Source organism: Marinobacter panjinensis, from assembly GCF_005298175.1.
GTDB classification, from domain to species: domain Bacteria; phylum Pseudomonadota; class Gammaproteobacteria; order Pseudomonadales; family Oleiphilaceae; genus Marinobacter; species Marinobacter panjinensis.
The window spans coordinates 595,095-613,236 of the sequence record NZ_SZYH01000002.1 but is presented as its reverse complement, the minus strand read 5'-3'; the positions used below and the strand labels follow the sequence as shown (position 1 = coordinate 613,236).

At 58.8% G+C, this 18,142-nt stretch carries 16 protein-coding genes; 13 read left to right on the top strand and 3 right to left on the bottom strand.

What is annotated here, in order from left to right; all coding sequences use genetic code 11:
• The first annotated feature begins 34 nt into the window (after nucleotides 1-34).
• The 8 genes from FDP08_RS19115 to rdgC all read left to right on the top strand — a co-directional run bounded on the left by FDP08_RS19115 (nucleotide 35) and on the right by rdgC (nucleotide 5,809).
• A complete protein-coding gene (locus FDP08_RS19115) occupies nucleotides 35-1,375 on the top strand; it encodes a TRZ/ATZ family hydrolase (RefSeq protein ID WP_137437864.1) in 1,341 nt (446 codons plus the stop codon).
• Nucleotides 1,376-1,409: 34 nt separating this feature from the next.
• A complete protein-coding gene (gene ubiG, locus FDP08_RS19110) occupies nucleotides 1,410-2,138 on the top strand; it encodes a bifunctional 2-polyprenyl-6-hydroxyphenol methylase/3-demethylubiquinol 3-O-methyltransferase UbiG (RefSeq protein WP_137437863.1) in 729 nt (242 codons plus the stop codon).
• Complete coding sequence (locus tag FDP08_RS19105) at nucleotides 2,135-2,803, top strand: HAD family hydrolase (RefSeq protein ID WP_137437862.1); 669 nt, start codon at nucleotides 2,135-2,137, stop codon at nucleotides 2,801-2,803. The genes ubiG and FDP08_RS19105 overlap by 4 nt, the downstream gene beginning before the upstream one ends.
• A 21-nt stretch (nucleotides 2,804-2,824) precedes the next feature.
• A complete protein-coding gene (locus FDP08_RS19100) occupies nucleotides 2,825-3,574 on the top strand; it encodes a YciK family oxidoreductase (RefSeq protein ID WP_137437861.1) in 750 nt (249 codons plus the stop codon).
• A complete protein-coding gene (locus FDP08_RS19095; RefSeq protein ID WP_137437860.1) occupies nucleotides 3,575-3,808 on the top strand; it encodes a glutaredoxin family protein in 234 nt (77 codons plus the stop codon).
• Nucleotides 3,809-3,820: 12 nt separating this feature from the next.
• On the top strand, nucleotides 3,821-4,591 hold the full coding sequence (gene yaaA, locus FDP08_RS19090) for a peroxide stress protein YaaA (RefSeq protein WP_137437859.1): 771 nt from the start codon (nucleotides 3,821-3,823) through the stop codon (nucleotides 4,589-4,591).
• A gap of 26 nt (nucleotides 4,592-4,617) precedes the next feature.
• Complete coding sequence (locus tag FDP08_RS19085) at nucleotides 4,618-4,818, top strand: DUF2788 domain-containing protein (protein ID WP_137437858.1); 201 nt, start codon at nucleotides 4,618-4,620, stop codon at nucleotides 4,816-4,818.
• A 61-nt stretch (nucleotides 4,819-4,879) separates the two neighbouring features.
• Nucleotides 4,880-5,809, top strand: a complete 930-nt coding sequence (gene rdgC, locus FDP08_RS19080) for a recombination-associated protein RdgC (RefSeq protein ID WP_137437857.1) — start codon at nucleotides 4,880-4,882, stop codon at nucleotides 5,807-5,809.
• Between the two features lie 10 nt (nucleotides 5,810-5,819).
• On the opposite strand, the gene FDP08_RS19075 is transcribed toward rdgC, so the two are convergent.
• Nucleotides 5,820-8,564, bottom strand: a complete 2,745-nt coding sequence (locus FDP08_RS19075; protein WP_137437856.1) for a bifunctional acetate--CoA ligase family protein/GNAT family N-acetyltransferase — start codon at nucleotides 8,562-8,564, stop codon at nucleotides 5,820-5,822.
• A gap of 172 nt (nucleotides 8,565-8,736) precedes the next feature.
• On the opposite strand from FDP08_RS19075, the gene FDP08_RS19070 reads away from it, so the two are divergent.
• Nucleotides 8,737-9,663, top strand: a complete 927-nt coding sequence (locus FDP08_RS19070; RefSeq protein WP_137437855.1) for a histone deacetylase family protein — start codon at nucleotides 8,737-8,739, stop codon at nucleotides 9,661-9,663.
• 37 nt (nucleotides 9,664-9,700) lie between these two features.
• Here the strand turns inward: FDP08_RS19070 and FDP08_RS19065 are convergent, their stop codons facing one another.
• Nucleotides 9,701-10,630, bottom strand: a complete 930-nt coding sequence (locus FDP08_RS19065; protein WP_137437854.1) for a flagellar protein MotY — start codon at nucleotides 10,628-10,630, stop codon at nucleotides 9,701-9,703.
• Nucleotides 10,631-10,792: 162 nt separating this feature from the next.
• Here FDP08_RS19065 and pyrC point away from each other — a divergent pair, with 162 nt between their 5' ends.
• Both pyrC and rnt read left to right on the top strand, forming a co-directional pair.
• Nucleotides 10,793-11,830: a dihydroorotase gene (gene pyrC / locus FDP08_RS19060; RefSeq protein ID WP_137437853.1), complete on the top strand. Its 1,038-nt coding sequence runs from the start codon at nucleotides 10,793-10,795 to the stop codon at nucleotides 11,828-11,830.
• 58 nt (nucleotides 11,831-11,888) lie between these two features.
• Nucleotides 11,889-12,545, top strand: a complete 657-nt coding sequence (rnt, locus tag FDP08_RS19055) for a ribonuclease T (protein WP_137437852.1) — start codon at nucleotides 11,889-11,891, stop codon at nucleotides 12,543-12,545.
• A gap of 56 nt (nucleotides 12,546-12,601) precedes the next feature.
• On the opposite strand, the gene FDP08_RS19050 is transcribed toward rnt, so the two are convergent.
• A complete protein-coding gene (locus FDP08_RS19050; RefSeq protein ID WP_137437929.1) occupies nucleotides 12,602-14,587 on the bottom strand; it encodes an SDR family oxidoreductase in 1,986 nt (661 codons plus the stop codon).
• A 376-nt stretch (nucleotides 14,588-14,963) separates the two neighbouring features.
• On the opposite strand from FDP08_RS19050, the gene FDP08_RS19045 reads away from it, so the two are divergent.
• Together FDP08_RS19045 and FDP08_RS19040 are read left to right on the top strand one after the other, a co-directional pair.
• Nucleotides 14,964-15,263, top strand: coding sequence for a hypothetical protein (locus tag FDP08_RS19045; protein ID WP_137437851.1), 300 nt, complete (start codon nucleotides 14,964-14,966; stop codon nucleotides 15,261-15,263).
• 25 nt (nucleotides 15,264-15,288) lie between these two features.
• Complete coding sequence (locus tag FDP08_RS19040) at nucleotides 15,289-18,141, top strand: insulinase family protein (RefSeq protein WP_137437850.1); 2,853 nt, start codon at nucleotides 15,289-15,291, stop codon at nucleotides 18,139-18,141.
• Nucleotide 18,142: the final 1 nt, after the last annotated feature.

Below are 18,142 nucleotides of genomic sequence, written 5' to 3'. Positions count from 1 at the left end.
ACGTTTTCCGGGCGGCCCGGCCAAGGCAGGGTAAATGACGGCAGACACCATTACCGCAGCAGATATTCGCATCAACGCACGCTGGGTTATCCCCATAGAGCCCGCGAACGCGGTACTGGAACACCAGGCGGTGCTTGTCCAGGGTGAACGGATTGCCGCAGTGGTCTCCCGGGATGAAGCCGATGCCCGTTACCGTGCCAAGGAAACCATCGACCTGCCCAACCATGTGGTGCTTCCCGGCCTGATCAATATGCATGGCCATGCCGCCATGTCGCTGTTCCGCGGATTGGCAGACGACCTGCCGCTGATGACCTGGCTGAAGGACCATATCTGGCCCGCCGAAGGCGCGTTTGTCAGCGAGCCGTTCATTGCCGATGGTACGCAGCTGGCCATGGCAGAAATGCTTCGCACCGGCACCACCACCTTTGCGGACATGTACTTTTTCCCCGAAATCGTTGCCCAGCTTGCCAAAGACGCCGGCATGCGCGCCCAGGTTTGTTTTCCCCTGCTGGATTTCCCGACACCCTGGGGAGCCGGGCCAGATGAATACCTGGCCAAGGGCGAGGACTTCATCCGCCAGTGGCAGGACGACCCGTTCATTATGCCGGCCATCGGCCCCCATGCGCCTTATACGGTGTCTGACGAGCCACTGACAAAAGCCGTGGCGCTGTCACGGAGCACCGGCACGCCTATCCAGATCCACCTTCATGAAACCGCCTCCGAGGTGGCCGATGCCCTGGAGAAAACCGGCAAGCGACCCACAGCACGAATGGCAGAGCTGGGCGTACTGGGGCCCACAACCCAGTGTGTCCACATGACCCAGATTGATGATTCGGACATACAATTGCTGAAAGACACCGGCGCCCAGGTGATTCATTGCCCGGAATCCAATCTCAAGCTGGCCAGCGGCCTCAGCCCGGTAAAGAAATTCCGCGAGGCGGGCATCAATGTCGCCATTGGCACCGACGGTGCTGCCAGCAATAATGACCTGGATCTGTTTGGCGAACTCAACACCGCGTCCATGCTGGCCAAGGTGGTGGCTGATGATGCCACCGCGTTGTCTGCCCATGAGGCGCTGGCCATGGCCACGATCGACGGTGCAAAGGCACTGGGGCGCGCCCATGAACTCGGATCACTGCAAGCCGGTAAGCTGGCGGATATCATTGCCGTGGACCTGGGCGACCCATTCCTGCAACCGGTGTACGATCCGGCCTCTCACCTTGTTTACAGCAACCATGGCCGCCAGGTAAGCCATAGCTGGATCAACGGCGTACCTCAGGTACAGGAAGGCAGGCTGACCCGTATTGACGTACCAGACCTGATGCTCCGCGTCCGGGGCTGGGCAGACCGTATCCGCGAGCAGCAAACCAGCTGACGCCCGACATATCCGTTATCAGGCAGAACCAACTATGAGCACTCAGAACGTAGACCACAACGAAATCGCCAAATTCGAGGCACTGGCCAGCCGCTGGTGGGACCCCACCAGCGAGTTCCGCCCTCTGCACGACATCAATCCCCTGCGCCTCAACTACATTGACGAGCGCGTGCCCCTGGCGGGAAAGCGGGCCCTGGATGTCGGCTGCGGCGGCGGCCTGTTGTCCGAGGGCATGGCACAGCGGGGCGCGCACGTGACGGGCATAGACATGGGCGAAGCACCGCTGGCAGTGGCCAGGCTCCATGGCATGGAAAGCGGCATCAAGGTGGACTATCGCCAGATCACCGTTGAAGAGCTGGCAATCGACCCGGAACACACCGGCCAGTACGATGTGGTCACCTGCCTGGAAATGCTGGAGCATGTGCCGGACCCGGCCTCCGTCATCAAGGCCTGCGCTGCGCTGCTGAAGCCCGGCGGACATCTGTTCGTGTCCACCATCAACCGTAACCCCAAGTCGTTCCTGTTCGCGATTGTGGGCGCTGAGTATGTGCTCAGGCTGCTGCCGAAGGGCACGCACGAATGGCGCAAGTTCATCCGCCCCTCGGAAATGTCGGATCACCTGCGCCACGCCGGGCTGGACATCTGCGAACTGACGGGCATGACCTACAACCCGATCACCAAAGTGTATCGCCTGGGGCGGGATGTGGACGTCAACTATATGATGCATGCCATGGATACACGCGAGGAAACGGATCCGTCGTGACATCATCACCCTCCTCGCCCTCAACCGTCCTGTTCGACCTGGACGGCACACTGATTGATACCGCACCGGATTTTATCCGTTGCCTGAATGAACTGCGCCGAGCCCATGGGCTGCAGGCACTGCCTGCGCCCCACATCCGCCGTTCGGTTTCCAACGGCGCCAGGGCAATGATCCTCGTGGGCTTTGGCCTTGAGCCGGATCACCCGGACTACCTGGAGAAACACACGGCGTTTCTCGACCTGTATGAAGCCGGCGTGGCTGTGGAAACCACCCTGTTCGAAGGCGTGGACGCTATCCTGAAGGATCTGGAAGCCCGGAATATTCCCTGGGGCATCGTCACCAACAAACCGGTGCGATTTGCGGCGCCATTGATAGAGGCCCTGGGCTTGGCGGAGCGCTGCTCTACCCTGATCTGCCCGGACCATGTCACTAACCGGAAACCGCACCCGGAGGCGTTATTCCTGGCCTGCCGGGAGGTGGGCGCCGACCCCGCCACCGGCGTGTACGTCGGTGACCATGAACGGGACATCGAGGCCGGGCGCAACGCGGGCATGAAAACCATCGCGGTACGTTACGGTTATATCGAACAGCCAGAGGCGGTTGACCTGTGGCAAGCTGACATTGTGGCTGACACCGTCAGCGACTTGGCAAAACTGTTACAATAGAGTTCCAAACGGAGACACAGAATGCAGGACTATCAAGCACCGGCTGACTTGCTGAAAGATCGCATCATTATGGTAACCGGTGCCGGCAGCGGCATCGGACGGGCTGCGGCAAAAGCCTATGCGGCCCATGGTGCCACTGTGATCCTTGTAGGCCGCACCGTTTCCAAGCTGGAATCCGTGTATGACGAAATCGAAGCCGCCGGCCACCCGAAGCCGGCCATCGTGCCGCTGAATTTCGAAGGCGCGGCCGTCAAGGACTACGAAGAGCTGGCGATGACGATCGAAGACAATTTCGATCAACTCGACGGCCTGCTTCACAACGCTGCCATCCTCGGCACACGCAGCCCCATTGAGCTATACGACCCGGAAATCTGGAACAAGGTGATGCACGTGAATGCCACCGCTCCGTTCCTGCTGAGCCGGGCCATGATTCCGCTGCTGCGCAAGTCCGATGACGCCTCGGTGATTTTCACATCCTCCGGTGTTGGTCGCCGCGCCAAGCCTTACTGGGGGGCCTACGCGGTGTCCAAGTTTGCCATTGAGGGGCTGAGCCAGATGCTGGCCGAAGAGCTGGACGATGACCGCCACAATGTGCGGGTGAACAGCCTCAACCCGGGGGCAACCCGTACCAATATGAGAGCCACGGCGTATCCCGCCGAGAACCCGCAGCAGAATCCCGCACCGGAAGACCTGATGCCGGTTTACCTGTACCTGATGGGGCGGGACAGCGCAGGCGTCAATGGCCAGCAGATAGACGCACAGCCCAAGTAAATGGAACTGACTTTTTACACCACGTCCCAGTGCCACCTGTGCGAACTGGCGGAAGCGCTGCTGGTAAATACGCCCATGCCTGCGCCCATTCCCGTCGACGCGGTGGACATTGCCCAGTCCAGGCAGCTGGTGGAACGCTACGGCACGCGCATTCCGGTGCTGCGCCGTAACGACACCGGCGAGGAACTGGACTGGCCTTTTACCAGTGACCAGTTACTGAATTTTCTCCGATGAGGATTGCCCGACATGTTGATGGTTATTTCTCCTGCAAAAACACTGGACTACGACAGCCCACTGGCCACGACCAAGGCCACCCAGCCGGCTTTCCTGGACGACGCCTGCGAGCTGGTTGACCAGCTCAAGGAGCTGGAACCCCACGACATCAGCAACCTGATGGGTGTCAGCGACAAGCTCGGCCAGCTCAATGCCGAGCGCTTTCGCTCCTGGCACACACCCTTCACACCGGAGAATGCACGGCAGGCGGTGCTGGCATTCAAAGGCGACGTCTATACCGGGCTGGATGCAGAAAGCTTCAGCGACAAAGAATTCGAGATTGCCCAGAAGCGCCTGCGTATACTCTCCGGCCTCTACGGCGTGCTCAAACCCCTGGACCTGATGCAGCCCTACCGCCTGGAAATGGGTACAAAGTTCGGGAATCATCGCGGTAAAGACCTGTACGCCTTCTGGGGCAGCAAGATTACCGACGAACTCAACCGCCTGCTGAAGGCGGATGACGGCGTACTGGTGAACCTGGCCTCCAACGAATACTTCAAGAGCGTGCGCAAGAAAGAGCTGGATGCCCGCCTGATTACCCCCCAGTTCAAGGACTGGAAAAACGGCCAGTACAAGATGATCAGCTTCTACGCCAAGAAGGCCCGGGGACTGATGTGCCGCTACGCCATCCAGAATAACATTACCCAGGCAGACGATCTCAAGGGCTTTGATCTTGAGGGTTACCGGTTCAGCGAGGAGCAGTCCAGCGCAGACAACTGGGTGTTCCTGCGGGACGGGCAGTAAGCCTTTTACAGAATCCGGAGTCATTAATGAACGAAGCAGTATTCGCAGAAGTTTCCATGCTGGTCTTGCTGACCGGCCTGATTGTCTGGATGGGCTTTATTGTCTGGGACCTCGCCAGGAAGTCCCAGGCGGGTCGGTTCGGCACCATTGCCCTGTTCACCATTCTGGGCGCCGGAGTGGTAGGATTTATTGTAAAGACCGTGCTGGTCGAAATCATGCAGATTTGAGGTATCATCCCTCCCCTTCCTGACTTTCAACATCACCCCATAACCAACAAGGACCCGGACCATGTGGTTTCGTAATGCCCGCGTATTCCGTTTTACCAAGCCATTTGAAATAACTGCCGAAGCCCTGGAAGAAAAGCTTCAGGCCGATGCCTTCAAGCCCTGTGGCCCACAGGAAACGTCACGCCAGGGCTGGGTGCCGCCCATGGGCAAACACAGCGACCTGCTGGTTCACAGCGCCGGTGGTTATCACCTGATCGCCCTGCGAAAAGAAGAGAAACTCTTGCCGGCCTCCGTTATCAAGGAACTGGTGGACGAGAAGGCGGAAATGATCGAGGCCGAGCAACATCGCAAGGTACGACGCAAGGAAAAGGACGAGCTCAAAGAAGAGGTGATGCTGGAAATGCTGCCCCGGGCCTTTTCCAAGAACCGCCGCTGCTACGCCTACCTGGCCCCCGCTGATGGTGTGCTGGTCGTGGATGCCGGCTCCGCCAAGCAGGCGGAAGACCTGGCCTCTACCCTGCGCAAGAGCGTGGGCTCACTGCCGGTTCGTCCACCTGCGGTGGAACAGGCGCCCGGGTTCACGTTCACCGGCTGGCTGAACGAGTCCATCGACCTGCCTGCCAGTATCGAGCTGGGCACTGAATGTGAACTGAAGGATACCTCGGAAGACGGCGGCGTGGTGCGCTGCAAGGGCCTGGACCTTCAGGGCGATGAAATTCGCAGCCACCTGGACGCAGGCATGCAGGTCACCAAGCTGTCCGTGACCTGGGATGACAATCTTTCCTTCGTACTGGATGAGGAACTGGGAATTCGTCGCCTGAAATTCGGCGACACCCTGCAGGAAAAGCTGGACGACGTGGACGCAGACGATGCCACTGCCCGCTTTGATGCGGCGTTTTCCCTGATGACACTGGAGCTGGCCAGGCTGATACCCGGCCTGCTGGAAGCCCTTGGCGGAGAGGACCGTTCCGCCATTGTCGAAGAAGGCTGATAACCGGTCGTCAGTGGGAGGTCTGCTCCAGGCGCTCCCGCTGCCAGTCTTTCTCCGGTTCGTTGAGCACCAGGGTCAGGTCCATGACTTCCTCTTCCGGGTTGTAACGGATCTCAAAGCCCAGGTGTTCTGCCAGTCGCAACATCGGGCGATTATCCGCCAGCACATTACCCACCATTTCCATCGTGCCCTTGGCGCGGCAGTAATCGATCATTTTCTGCATCAGGGCCACGCCCAGGCCTTCGCCCTTCATCTTGTCGTGCACCATCACCGCAAACTCGGCCCTCAGGTTGTCGGCGTCTGTCCAGGTACGCACGGTGCCCAGGGTTTCTTCGCCTTCCCCGTCTTCCTTTGGCGCATTGGCAATGAACACCATTTCCCGGTCATAGTCGATCTGGACCATCTGGGCCACGTCTTCCCGTGAGAAATGCTTGCGGTACTGGAAGAAGCGATAACGGATGGATTCAGGAGACTGCAGCTCATGGAAGGCCCGGTGGGCGGGCTCGTCTTCCGCCAGTACCGGGCGGATAATCACACGGCGACCGGACTTGGGCAGCAGTATCCATTCTTCCAGTTCCCTGGGATACGGCTGAATAATCGGGCGCCCCGGTTTGTCCGCCAGATCAATGGCCACGTTGACGGCGACAGCGCCCTGCTCATTGAACAGCAAGGGGGAAATTTCCAGCCCACGGATCTGCGGATTATCAATGACAATCTGGGACAGGGTCACCAGGGTTTCGGATACCGCGCGAATATCCTCTTCCGGTTTCAGGCTGTGCTCTTTCAACAGCTTGTACATGTAGGTTCGCCGCAACAGTTCGCGCGCCAGCACCATATTCAGTGGCGGCAGGGCGATCTGGCGATCCGTCATCACATTGATCTGGGCACCGGCAGCACCGCACACCACCAGCGGGCCGAACAATTTGTCCCGGGTGATGCCAACGCTGAATTCGATACCGCCAACGTGCTGGTAGGACCGCTGCACCGCAAACCCGAGGAAACCGCTGTCAGGGTAGTGCTTCTGGTATTCCTCCATCAGGAAGCGACAGGAGTCCATGATGGCACCCTCGCTGTTGAGCTTCTGGACGGTACCCTTATAACGGCGCTGGCCGGGGCTGAGTGCAATCAAAGGGTGACAGGACTGTTCATGAATCAGAGTGATATCCACCGGCCGACGCTCCACGGCAAAGGCTTCAAGCACCTCCTCCATATCGTCGCAGTAGATGGTTTCCACCGCGTTGATGCCATAGTCGTGAATCACATCCCGGGCTTCCTGGCTGGAAAGATGGCTACGCCCCGCGCGTATGGCGTTGACTACGACCCGACGGGTCTGCGTGTGGTCAGCAAGGTGGTCGGTAAAAGACTCCGGCGTTTCCGTCAGCAGCCGCTGCACCCGCTGGTGACGCACATGCTGCATGAACGCCACCACCGCCTTCTCCGGGTTGAAAAACGATGGTAGTCCGGCCCGGTAGAACTCGTCACGGGCGTCCAGCACCGTGCTCTGTCCCAGCCAGCAGGTGAACACATTTAACCGCGTACCCTTGGTCGCCTGCACCACCGCATCTGCAATCTGCAGGCTATCCTGGGTCAGGCTTGGTGCGTACATAATAAGAACGTTGGCCACTTCAGGGTCTTTGGCCAGGATCTTGACCGCCTGGGCATACAGCTCCGGCGACGCGTTATACCCAAGATCGATCGGGTTTTTGCGGGTCCAGTAAGGGGGCAGCAATTCCGCCAGAGAATCAATGGACTTGCCGGACAATTCCGCCAGTTCGCCACCCAGATAGGCCAGCCGGTCCACTGCCAGCACGCCGGGGCCGACACCGTTGGCCATGATCGCCAGGGTTTCACGCCGCAATGGACGCATTCGGGTGAGGGTTTCCAGGGCATCGAACATCTGCCCCAGGCCGTCCACCCGCAACACACCGGCACGCTGTAACATGGCATCATAGATGGGATCACTGCGGGTGATCCCGGCAGGTAATTCGTGGTGGAACCACTCCGATTCCGGCACCCGGCCGCTTTTCACCGCAATCACCGGCTTGGTGCGCGAAGCCACACGGACGGCGGACATGAAACGGCGCGGATTGGGAATATTCTCGATGTGCAGCAGTATGGCGCGGGTCTGGCTGTCCTGGGCCAGGTAGTCGATCAGGTCATCGTGGTCGATATCCATGCCATCGCCCAGGGTCAGGAAGTAGGAGAAGCCCACTCCCCGGGCAAAGGCCCAGTCAATCACCGAACTGGCTATGGTGCCCGACTGGCCCACGAACGCCACCTTGCCGGGTATCGCGCCCATGTGGGCATAGGTTGCGTTCAGGCTGCGAGCAGGCACCATCAGACCGATGGTATTCGGCCCGAGCACCCGGATGCCGGTTTCCCGGGCCGCATCGCGAACCGAATACATCAACGGCTGGCCGGTCTTGCTGTGGCTACGGGACATGCCACCGGTCATCACAATCGCGGTACGGACACCGGCCTCCCCCAGGCGCTTGATCACCTTTGGCACGGTGTCCGGGGGCGTACAGACAATGGCCAGGTCCGGGCTGAACTCCATACGGGCCACTTTCCGGACGCAGGGCACGCCGTGTACGTTGTCATAATCGTTCTGGTTGACCACCAGCAGCTGGCCGGGATAACCACCGCCCATGAGGTTCCGCAGCACCATACCACCCAGGTTATCTGCCCGCTCCGAGGCCCCGATAACCACTATGGAAGAGGGGTTGAAAAGGCTTTCCAGGTATCGGGTGCTCAAGCTTTACTCCTTGCTGCGGATCGACCGGGCGGATGTACACCCTATCTTAGGCGCTTGTCTGGTGATGTAAAATGTCTATCGACACCATAAGACCAAAGAAACACGGCAGGGCTACCGTATCCCTGATAATATTGAACAAAATACAAGCATAACCAGAGCGTTCGGGATCAGCATGACTACGGGATTTTTCTCTCACGACGATTGCATGAAACACACCATGGGGGCAGAGCATCCGGAGTCCCCGGAACGGCTTGCGGCCATTATCAGTTACCTGGCAGATACCGGCATGGAGCAGGAACTGGACTGGGTAAGGCCGGATGAAGCCACGCGGGACCAGTTGCTGACCGTTCATCCCGAGCGCTACCTGCATCAACTGGAGCTGATGCAGCCCACCAGGGGGCGGGTCTATACCGACCCCGACACCGCGATGATGCCGGATACCCTGCGGGCCGCCCGCCTGGCCGCCGGCGCCAGCATTGAAGCGGTCGACATGGTTCTCAGCAGTCAGCTCACCAATGCATTCGTGTGTGCCCGGCCACCGGGGCACCATGCCGAGCGCAGTAAATCCATGGGTTTCTGTTTCTACAACAACATTGCCCTGGCTGCGATGCGCGCCCTGAATTTCCACCACCTGGAACGGGTAGCCATCATTGATTTTGATGTCCACCAGGGCAACGGCACCGTCGATATCGTGGGCGGTGATGAGCGCATTCTGATGTGCTCCAGTTTTCAGCACCCGTTCTATCCCCACTCACATGTACACCGGCAGGCTGAGAACATTATTAACACCCCCATCCAGGCCGGGACCTCTGCCGACGAATATCGTAAAACGGTGGAAGCCGCCTGGGTGAAACGGCTACAGGATTTCCGCCCACAGCTGGTACTGATTTCCGCCGGTTTCGACGGCCACCGGCTGGACCCCATGGCGGAACTGAACCTGGAAGTGGAAGATTATCGCTGGCTGACAGAGATGATCACCAGCATAGCCGCTGACTCCGCCAATGACCGGATCATCTCAACACTTGAAGGGGGGTATCATCTGAAGGCGCTGGCAGAAAGCGTGAATGCGCACCTTGAAGTGCTCAATTCAATTCGCTGATTGCTGAATTCACTACCGGCGCCTCAGGTGCCAGCGGTCAGGTATTGGGTGTTGCGGCATCATAGCCATTGGCCTGCTGCAGATCCGGCCGCTCCCCTTCCCGCTGCAGACGGATAGTGGTGCGTCGGTTATCCGCCGGGCGGCCTGACACCTGGTACTGATCCGCATGGGCCCTGACCGTCACCATGTTGGTATCAACACCCTCCCCGATCAGGTAATCCGCCACCACATTGGCCCGCTCTTCGGACAGTGCGCGGTTATTGATACGGCTGCCACTGCTGTCCGTGTGACCGTCCACGAAAATCCGTTCCACTGTGGAATCTGCCTGAACGTAAGCCACTATGTTATCCAGAAGCTGCCTGTCGGCCCCAGAAAGACTGGTACTGCCGGCTGAAAACGGGATACGGGAACGCTTGATCTGGTCATAGTTCACCGGCAGCAAACCGGAAGTACAGGAACGGTAGCCTGAAAACTGGCCGGCAAAGTTGATGTTGGAGACCTTCACACGAACCGGGCTGCCGTCGTACCAGGACTCCCGGGTCACCGTTGGGTCCATCCCTTCCAGCAGGCCCTGAACCATGTTCATGGCCTGGCGTGAATCCAGTGACACCGGGCGACGACCGTCGTCTATGTTTACCCGCCCCAGGGAGCGGGGCGCTATTCCCGGGCGCCAGGATGGAGCCTCTACAACCAGCATGCCCCGGCCAGGGCGCATCACCGGCGTTTCCGACTCCAGGAAAAAGGACAGGGATTCGCCGGCCCGATGACGGAATATGGCACGGCCGTAACCCGGCACCTGGTGCACCAGGGTGCATTCGAAGACAGACTCCGACAGGTACCACTGGCTGTTCTCGATACCGGCACCATAGGTGGCGGCCTGGGCCGCATTGGCGGCAACCAGTAAGCAGCATGCACTACATGCACTAGAGATCACTGCACTACGCAGGAAGGCTGGAATTCGTGCCATACCATCAGTCCGTCAAAGAAAGTTCACTGGTTACTTAACGGCCGCCACAATGCATTCTTTAGGGTTCTGGCCTGAAACAATCGATGACGGCTTCTGATATAATTCCGCCAGAATTTTTCAGGGGCCCCCACACCAAACGCCCCGGCAAGCCGGAAACCGTCAATGACCAATCAGATCACCATTACCCGCCCGGATGACTGGCATCTTCACGTACGGGACGGAGGCATTCTCAAGGACGTAGTGCCAGCCACCGCCCGCTGCTTTCGCCGCGCCATTATCATGCCCAACCTGGTGCCACCGGTAACCGATGCGGAACAGGCGATGGCCTACCGCGACAGGATTCTGGACGCCGCCAGGGGTTATGACTTTGACCCACTGATGACGCTGTACCTGACAGAGAGCACTACACCGGACCAGATCCGCGACGCCAAAGCGGCGGGGGTGGTTGCCGCAAAGCTCTACCCTGCCGGTGCCACCACCAATTCCGATTCCGGTGTTACTGATATCCGCAATATCTACCCGGTACTGGAAGCCATGAAGGATTGTGGCATGCTGTTGCTGGTCCACGGTGAAGTGACTGATCAGGACATCGATATCTTTGACCGGGAGAAGATTTTCCTGAAGCGGGTATTGGCGCCGACACTTGAAGCCTTTCCCTCGCTGCGGGTTGTTCTTGAGCATATCACCACAGCAGACTCGGCCGAATTCGTCCGCAATCACGAGGGTGACAACCTGGGTGCCACCATCACCCCCCAGCACCTGATGTACAACCGCAACCATATGCTGGTAGGCGGCATTCGCCCTCACCTGTACTGCCTGCCGATTCTCAAACGTAACCGGCACCAACAGGCATTGCTGGATGCGGTCGTCAGCGGCGACCGGCGCTTCTTCCTGGGTACCGACTCGGCACCGCATTCAAAGGGCCGGAAAGAAACCGCCTGCGGCTGTGCCGGTTGCTATTCCGCCTACAGCGCCATTTCACTGTACGCAGAGATCTTCGAAGACCTGGGCATTCTCGACAAGCTGGAAGCCTTTGCCAGTTTCAACGGCGCCGATTTTTACGGGCTGCCACGAAACACCGACACCATAACCCTGGTGCGGGAAAGCTGGGAAATGCCCGCTGAGCTGCCCCTGGCAGATGGCACCATCGTCCCGCTGAAAGCGGGTGAAAGCCTGAGATGGCGCCTCGCCCAGAACTGATACAACACCTGTTCCTATACCAGGCCGGTGGAGCTGGCCAGAAACTCCGGGAGTTCAAGTGACTGACGAAAACAAAGAACGCCACCCCATGTCCCGCCGCTTTCGCGGATTCCTGCCTGTTGTGGTGGATGTGGAAACGGGCGGATTCAATCCCGAGCGGGATGCCCTGCTGGAAATTGCCGCTGTCATAATCACCATGGATGAAGACGGCTGGCTGATCCGCGGAGAAACCCACCTGCAGCAGATTGATCCGTTTGAAGGCGCCAACCTGGAACAGTCAGCCCTGGATTTCACCGGCATTGACCCCTGGAGCCCCGAGCGGGAAGCGGTTCCCGAGCGCGAGGGCCTGAGCGAGATATTCGGGCCGATTCGTAAGGCGGTCAAAGCCCACGACTGCAAGCGGGCCGTGCTGGTAGGCCATAACGCCACCTTCGATCACAATTTCGTGTTCGCCGCTGCCCTGCGTGCGGATATCCGCCGCAACCCGTTCCACCCCTTTTCCACGTTTGATACCGCAACCCTGGCCGGGCTTGCTTACGGCCACACCGTACTGGCGCAGGCGTGCAAGCTGGCAGGCATTCCCTTCAGTAACAAGGAAGCCCATTCTGCCGCCTATGATGCCGAGAAGACCGCCGACCTGTTCTGCGGCATCGTGAACCGGTGGCGGGAAATTGGCGGCTTTCCGCCACCACCTGTTCCGGACGAACCGGAATAACGGCCACAAAAAACCCCGCTTCCCAGGAAGCGGGGTTTTTGTTTTCACGGTAAGTCTTACCAGTAAATACCCCGCATGATCGCGGCGAAGGCTACCTGTTCGGAGGAGACCTTCGGCCTCTCACCCGAGCGACTGCCCGCAGCGGCCGGAGAATCCGGGAACATACGGTAACCGGTGTTCATCACGATCTCGCCCAGCTTCGGCGCCAGCGCCTGCAGCACCTGGGCGAAGATGCCCAGCCTCGTGGCAATGCGCTTCGGCCGGTAGACTATGGCATCCACCACCATGTCGGCGGCTTCGTCCGGCGTCAGCGTAGGCACGGAATCGTAGATCTTGGTGGGCGCAATCATCGGTGTCTTTACCAGCGGCATATTGATGGTGGTAAAGGTGACGTTGCGATCCGACCACTCCGCAGCCGCACAACGGCTGAAGGCATCCAGCGCCGACTTGGAGGCCACATAGGCCGAGAACCGTGGCGCATTGGTCAACACACCGATGGAGGAAATATTGATCACGTGACCACGGTGGCGCTCCAGCATGGCGGGCGCAAAGCCCATGATCAGGCGAACCGAGCCGAAATAGTTCAGCTGCATGGTGCGCTCGAAATCGTGAAAACGATCGAACGACAGCGCCAGTGAGCGGCGGATTGAACGGCCGGCGTTATTGACCAGCACATCCACATGGCCATGGTTATCCAGCACCGTTTTCACAAACCGGTCGCAATCTTCCATCTCGGCAAAATCGCACTGGTAGGCGTGGACGTTACCGCCACGAGCCTCGAGTTGCGCTGCCACTTCCATCAGGCGTTCTTTCTTGCGGGCACCGATGATCAGAATCGCACCGGCATCTGCGAGCTTTTCCGCAGTTGCCAGCCCAATGCCGGACGTTCCACCGGTGATCACACAGACCTTGCCTTCAACGGTGCCACGCAGGGTGCGGTCCTTGAACAGGTCGGGGTCCAGATTACGCTCCCAGTAATCCCATATCACGGCAGAGTAACTGTCGAGGCGTGGCACCTCGATGCCGGTACCCTTCAGAACCCGCTCGGTTTCACGGGCGTCAAACCTCGTGGGGTAATTGATGAACGACAGCACTGACGGCGGAATGCCCATGTCGTCCAGTACCGCAGTTGTCAGACGCTTCACCGGGGGCAGGTTTTTCAGGCTCTGACGGATGAACGGAGGAACAAATCCGAAGATCCGGGAATCCAGACGCATGGCCATGCGGGGCGCGTGACCGGCCTCGGAGAAGATATTGAGAATCTCGCCAACCTTGTAGGGATCGGAATCCACCAGGTGGAAACAGTTGCCGTCCTCGCCTTCCAGATGCGCGATGTGATCCATGGCATTCACCACAAAATCCACCGGAACAATGTTCAGGCGGCCGCCCTCGATGCCGATGGTCGGCATCCACTGAGGCAGCGCGCGGCGGATTTTCTGGATCATCTTGAAGAAATAATAGGGCCCGTCGACCTTGTCCATCTCACCGGTTTTAGAGTGACCGATGACCATACCCGGGCGATAGATCCGGAACGGTACCTTGCAGTTCTCGCGAACGACCTTTTCCGACTCGTGCTTGGTTAACAGGTAAGGATGGTCCAGCTTTTCTGCTTCCTCGAACATGTCCTCACGGAACGTGCCCTTGAACATGCCGGCTGCGGCGATGGAGGACACGTGATGGAAGCAACCGGCTTCCATGGCTTCTGCAGCCTGTACGGCGCTTAGCGTGCCCTCGATGTTGGTCGCCTGCTGGGCCTTTTCGTCGGCCCCCATGTCGTAAACCGCAGCAAGGTGAAAGAAATGATCAATGTTACCCTTGAGCGATTTCATCGTCTTGGCGTCAATGCCCAGGTCGGGGCTGGTAAGGTCGCCGATCACTGCCTTCACCCGGGACTCATCGGCTCCCCAACGCTCCCTGAGCTGGGCCAGTTTGTCCTGTGATTGCTCGCGCACCAGTACGTGTACTGTGCCGCCGCGAGCCAGCAGTTTTTCAACGAGAAAACGGCCGATGAATCCGGTGCCACCCGTCAGAAAGTAATTCATTGATTGTCCACCCTGCTTGTTGCTCATTTGTTGTCTGTCCCTTTATTGCCAGCGAGGCATTAGACCAAAGTCTTATACACTCCCGGAACGCCGGCATTGTACTTAATTGCAACTCTCATGTATCTAACTTTTTTAGAGCAATTACTCTGCAACTCTTTGTTTTATTTAGAGCTATTACTCTAGTACCGGCATGGAAGCAGGCCCTGGCCTGTTCGTTTGCCCGACATACTGAAATTGAGACTAGCACATGGTGTGCACCCTGCCCGCAAATCCCTACCATTACAGAGAAGAAATGAAACCTGGCAGGAGCAATGACATAATCGGAACCATTCATGACAGCTTCTGTCCTAACATCCCGGTTTTCGGAATCCCGACTATGAACCAAGACGATCCCAACGCTGAACGTTACATTGCCATCGCCCGCGCATGCCTGAAGGCCATCAACGATACAGCCGCGGACGCCGGTACCAGAGACGAGAAAATTCAGGCCGTTTACCAGGCCATAGACCACGCTTTCCAGGCCGAGTTCGCAGACTATCGCCGGTCTGTGGCGGTGATGGGGACCGTGCTCGAACGCATCGCCTCCGGCCAGCTTGATGCAGACGCTGCCGCCAGCCTGGCGAAAAAGACGCTGGATCAACAACCGGCAAGCACCCGCAACGAACTGATTCACTGACCATTCACCGAAGATGAGAGGCACTATGCACCCAGGCATTCATGGATTTGCCCACGGTTTCCCTGGCCTGACGAAAGGCTTTGTTCTGGTACTTCTTCTTGCCTTCAGCTCAGCGGTACTGGCCAACACCTCCCCCGTCAAAAGCCCGAACGACGACAACCAATACCGCTACGTCGAGCTGGAAAATCAGCTTCGGGTGCTGCTGATATCCGCGCCAGAATCTGACAAGGCGGCAGCTTCCATGAACGTCGCCGTCGGCAGCGGCGATGACCCCGCCGACCGGGAAGGCCTCTCCCACTTCCTTGAGCACATGCTGTTCCTGGGCACGGAAAAATACCCGGACCCGGGAGAGTACCAGCAGTTCATCAAGAGCCACGGCGGCAGCCATAACGCCTTTACCGCGTTTCAGGACACCAACTATTTCTTTGATGTTCAGGACGAACACCTGGATGACGCCCTGGACCGCTTCGCCGAACAGTTCTCCGCCCCGCTATTCACACCGGAGCTGGTCGACCGTGAACGCCAGGCCGTGCACTCCGAGTTCAGTGCCAAACAGAAGGAAGACGGCCGCCGCTTCTACTCCGTAAAGAAGGCCATCAGTAACCCGGAACATGCCTTCAACCAGTTTGCCGTGGGCAACCTGACCACCCTGGAAAACACCGATGAGCGCCCCCTGCGCCCTGACCTGATTGATTTCTGGAAACAGCACTACTCCTCCAACCTGATGACACTGGCGGTTTATGGCCCACAATCTCTGGATGAACTGGAAACCATGGTGCGGGGGCGGTTCGACCGCATTGAAAACCGCAACCTGACGGCGGAAGTCCATGACGAGCCACTTTTCAGTCCGGACAGACTGCCAGCCAAAGTAACGGTGGATGCCCTCAAGGACATACGCAGCCTGTCGCTGACGTTCCCGATTCCCTCGCAACAGGAAAACTACCGCGACAAACCCGCCAACTACGTCGCCAGCCTGCTCGGCCACGAAGGCCCGGGCAGCCTTTTCGACGTGCTGAAGCGGGCCGGACTCGTGGAGAGCCTGTCTGCGGGTGGCGGCATGGATACCGGCGAAGAAGCCACGCTGGAACTGAACATGTCGCTGACGCCGGAAGGTCTTGAAGAGCAGGAGAAGATCCTTGAACTCACCTTTGCCTACATCGACAAGGTGAGAAACGAGGGCATTGCCCGGCATCGTTTTGAAGAAATGAAACAGCTGGCACAAATCGATTTCCGGTTCCGGGAAAAAAACCAGCCGGTTCAGGAAGTCATGCACCTGTCGCAGCAAATGCGGCACGTGGCACCGGAGGATGTCCTGCGGGCGCCCTGGATGATGGAGGATTACGCACCTGACCGGTACCAGGCCATCCTGGCGCGTCTTGCGCCGGATAATGTGCTGGTTTCGGTGCTGGAACCTGAGCCAGACATCGAGAACCCCAGCCTGACCCAGTGGTACGACGCCGCCTTCAAAATCAAGCCACTCGATACCAGTGCCGTCAGAACAGCTGATGAGAACCCTTTGGTGGCCAGCCTGGCGCTGCCCCTTGAGAACCCGTTTATCCCCGAGGAACTGGGGATGATCTCCGGCCCGACCATGGACAAGCCGGTTTCCATGGGAACCATCAGCGGCATGGAGGTGTGGTACGCCAGGGATACCCGCTTTGAAACCCCCAAGGCCAACGTTTATCTGAGCCTGCGCACCCCGGCCACCCGGGCGTCTGCCCGCAGTAATGTCCTTTCCACATTGCTGGTGGATGCCATCAACACCAACGTGAACGCCTGGGCCTACCCCGCACAGTTGGCCGGGCTGGATTACAGCATCTATCCCCACCTTCGCGGCATCACCATCCGGGTTGGCGGCTACAGCGACAAACTGCACACACTGATGGCACGTCTGTTGACCCAGGTAGCGGAGCCAGAGCTCACCGAGCAACGGTTCAACATTGCCCGCCAGAAAATGATTGACCGGCTGCTGAACAAAGCCAAGGAGCGCCCGGTTCAACAGACGTCCGAATTCATCCAGACCCTGCTGATCGAAGGTGCCTGGAGCACGGAGGACAAACTCCGGGCGGCCCGGGAAGTCACCCTGGATGAGCTCAGATCCTTTGCCGATGCCTTCCTGGCGCAGGTTGACCCGGTTCTTCTCACCCACGGCAACATGAGTTACGCCTCGGCACTCAACCTCACCAAACGGGTTCACGCCATGGTGCTGGATGAAAGTGAGCTGGTAACCGTGGAGCGCAGCACCTTACGGTCGCTGCCGGAAGACGAGACGTCACTGCCACTGGAGGTAGACCACCCGGATACCGGTTACACCCTTTATGTACAGGGCCGCAATACCAGCTTCGAGGAACGGGCCGTCTTCCGCCTGCTGGGTCAGATTATCAGCAGCCCCTTCTACGAAGAACTTCGCACCAACCGCCAGCTTGGCTACATCGTCTACGCCACGCCCTTCGAGATGCTGGAAACACCGGCACTGGGCTTTGTAGTCCAGTCTCCGGAGGCCAGCAGTGAGCAGATCGACAAGGCAGTGCAAGAGTTCTCGAAAACTTTCAGGGGCACCCTGTCAGAAATGTCTGAACAGGATCTGCAACGGGAGAAACAGGCGGTCCTCAGCAAGTTGATGGAACAGGACCGTCGCCTGGGCGAGATATCGGAGCGTTACTGGCGCGAAATCGACCGGGGCGAGACCGGCTTTGATTCACGGGAGAAATTGGCGGAGGCCATTAACGGCGTAAGTCGTGAGACCCTGATCGAAACCCTGGAAAACCAGGTGATCGAACGGCAAAAAGCCCTGCGCGTGTTCACCGTCGGCGACGCTCCGAATAACACCACCGCCATCGAACAACTGATGCAACGCCCCACGGTACCCGAGGCCTGAA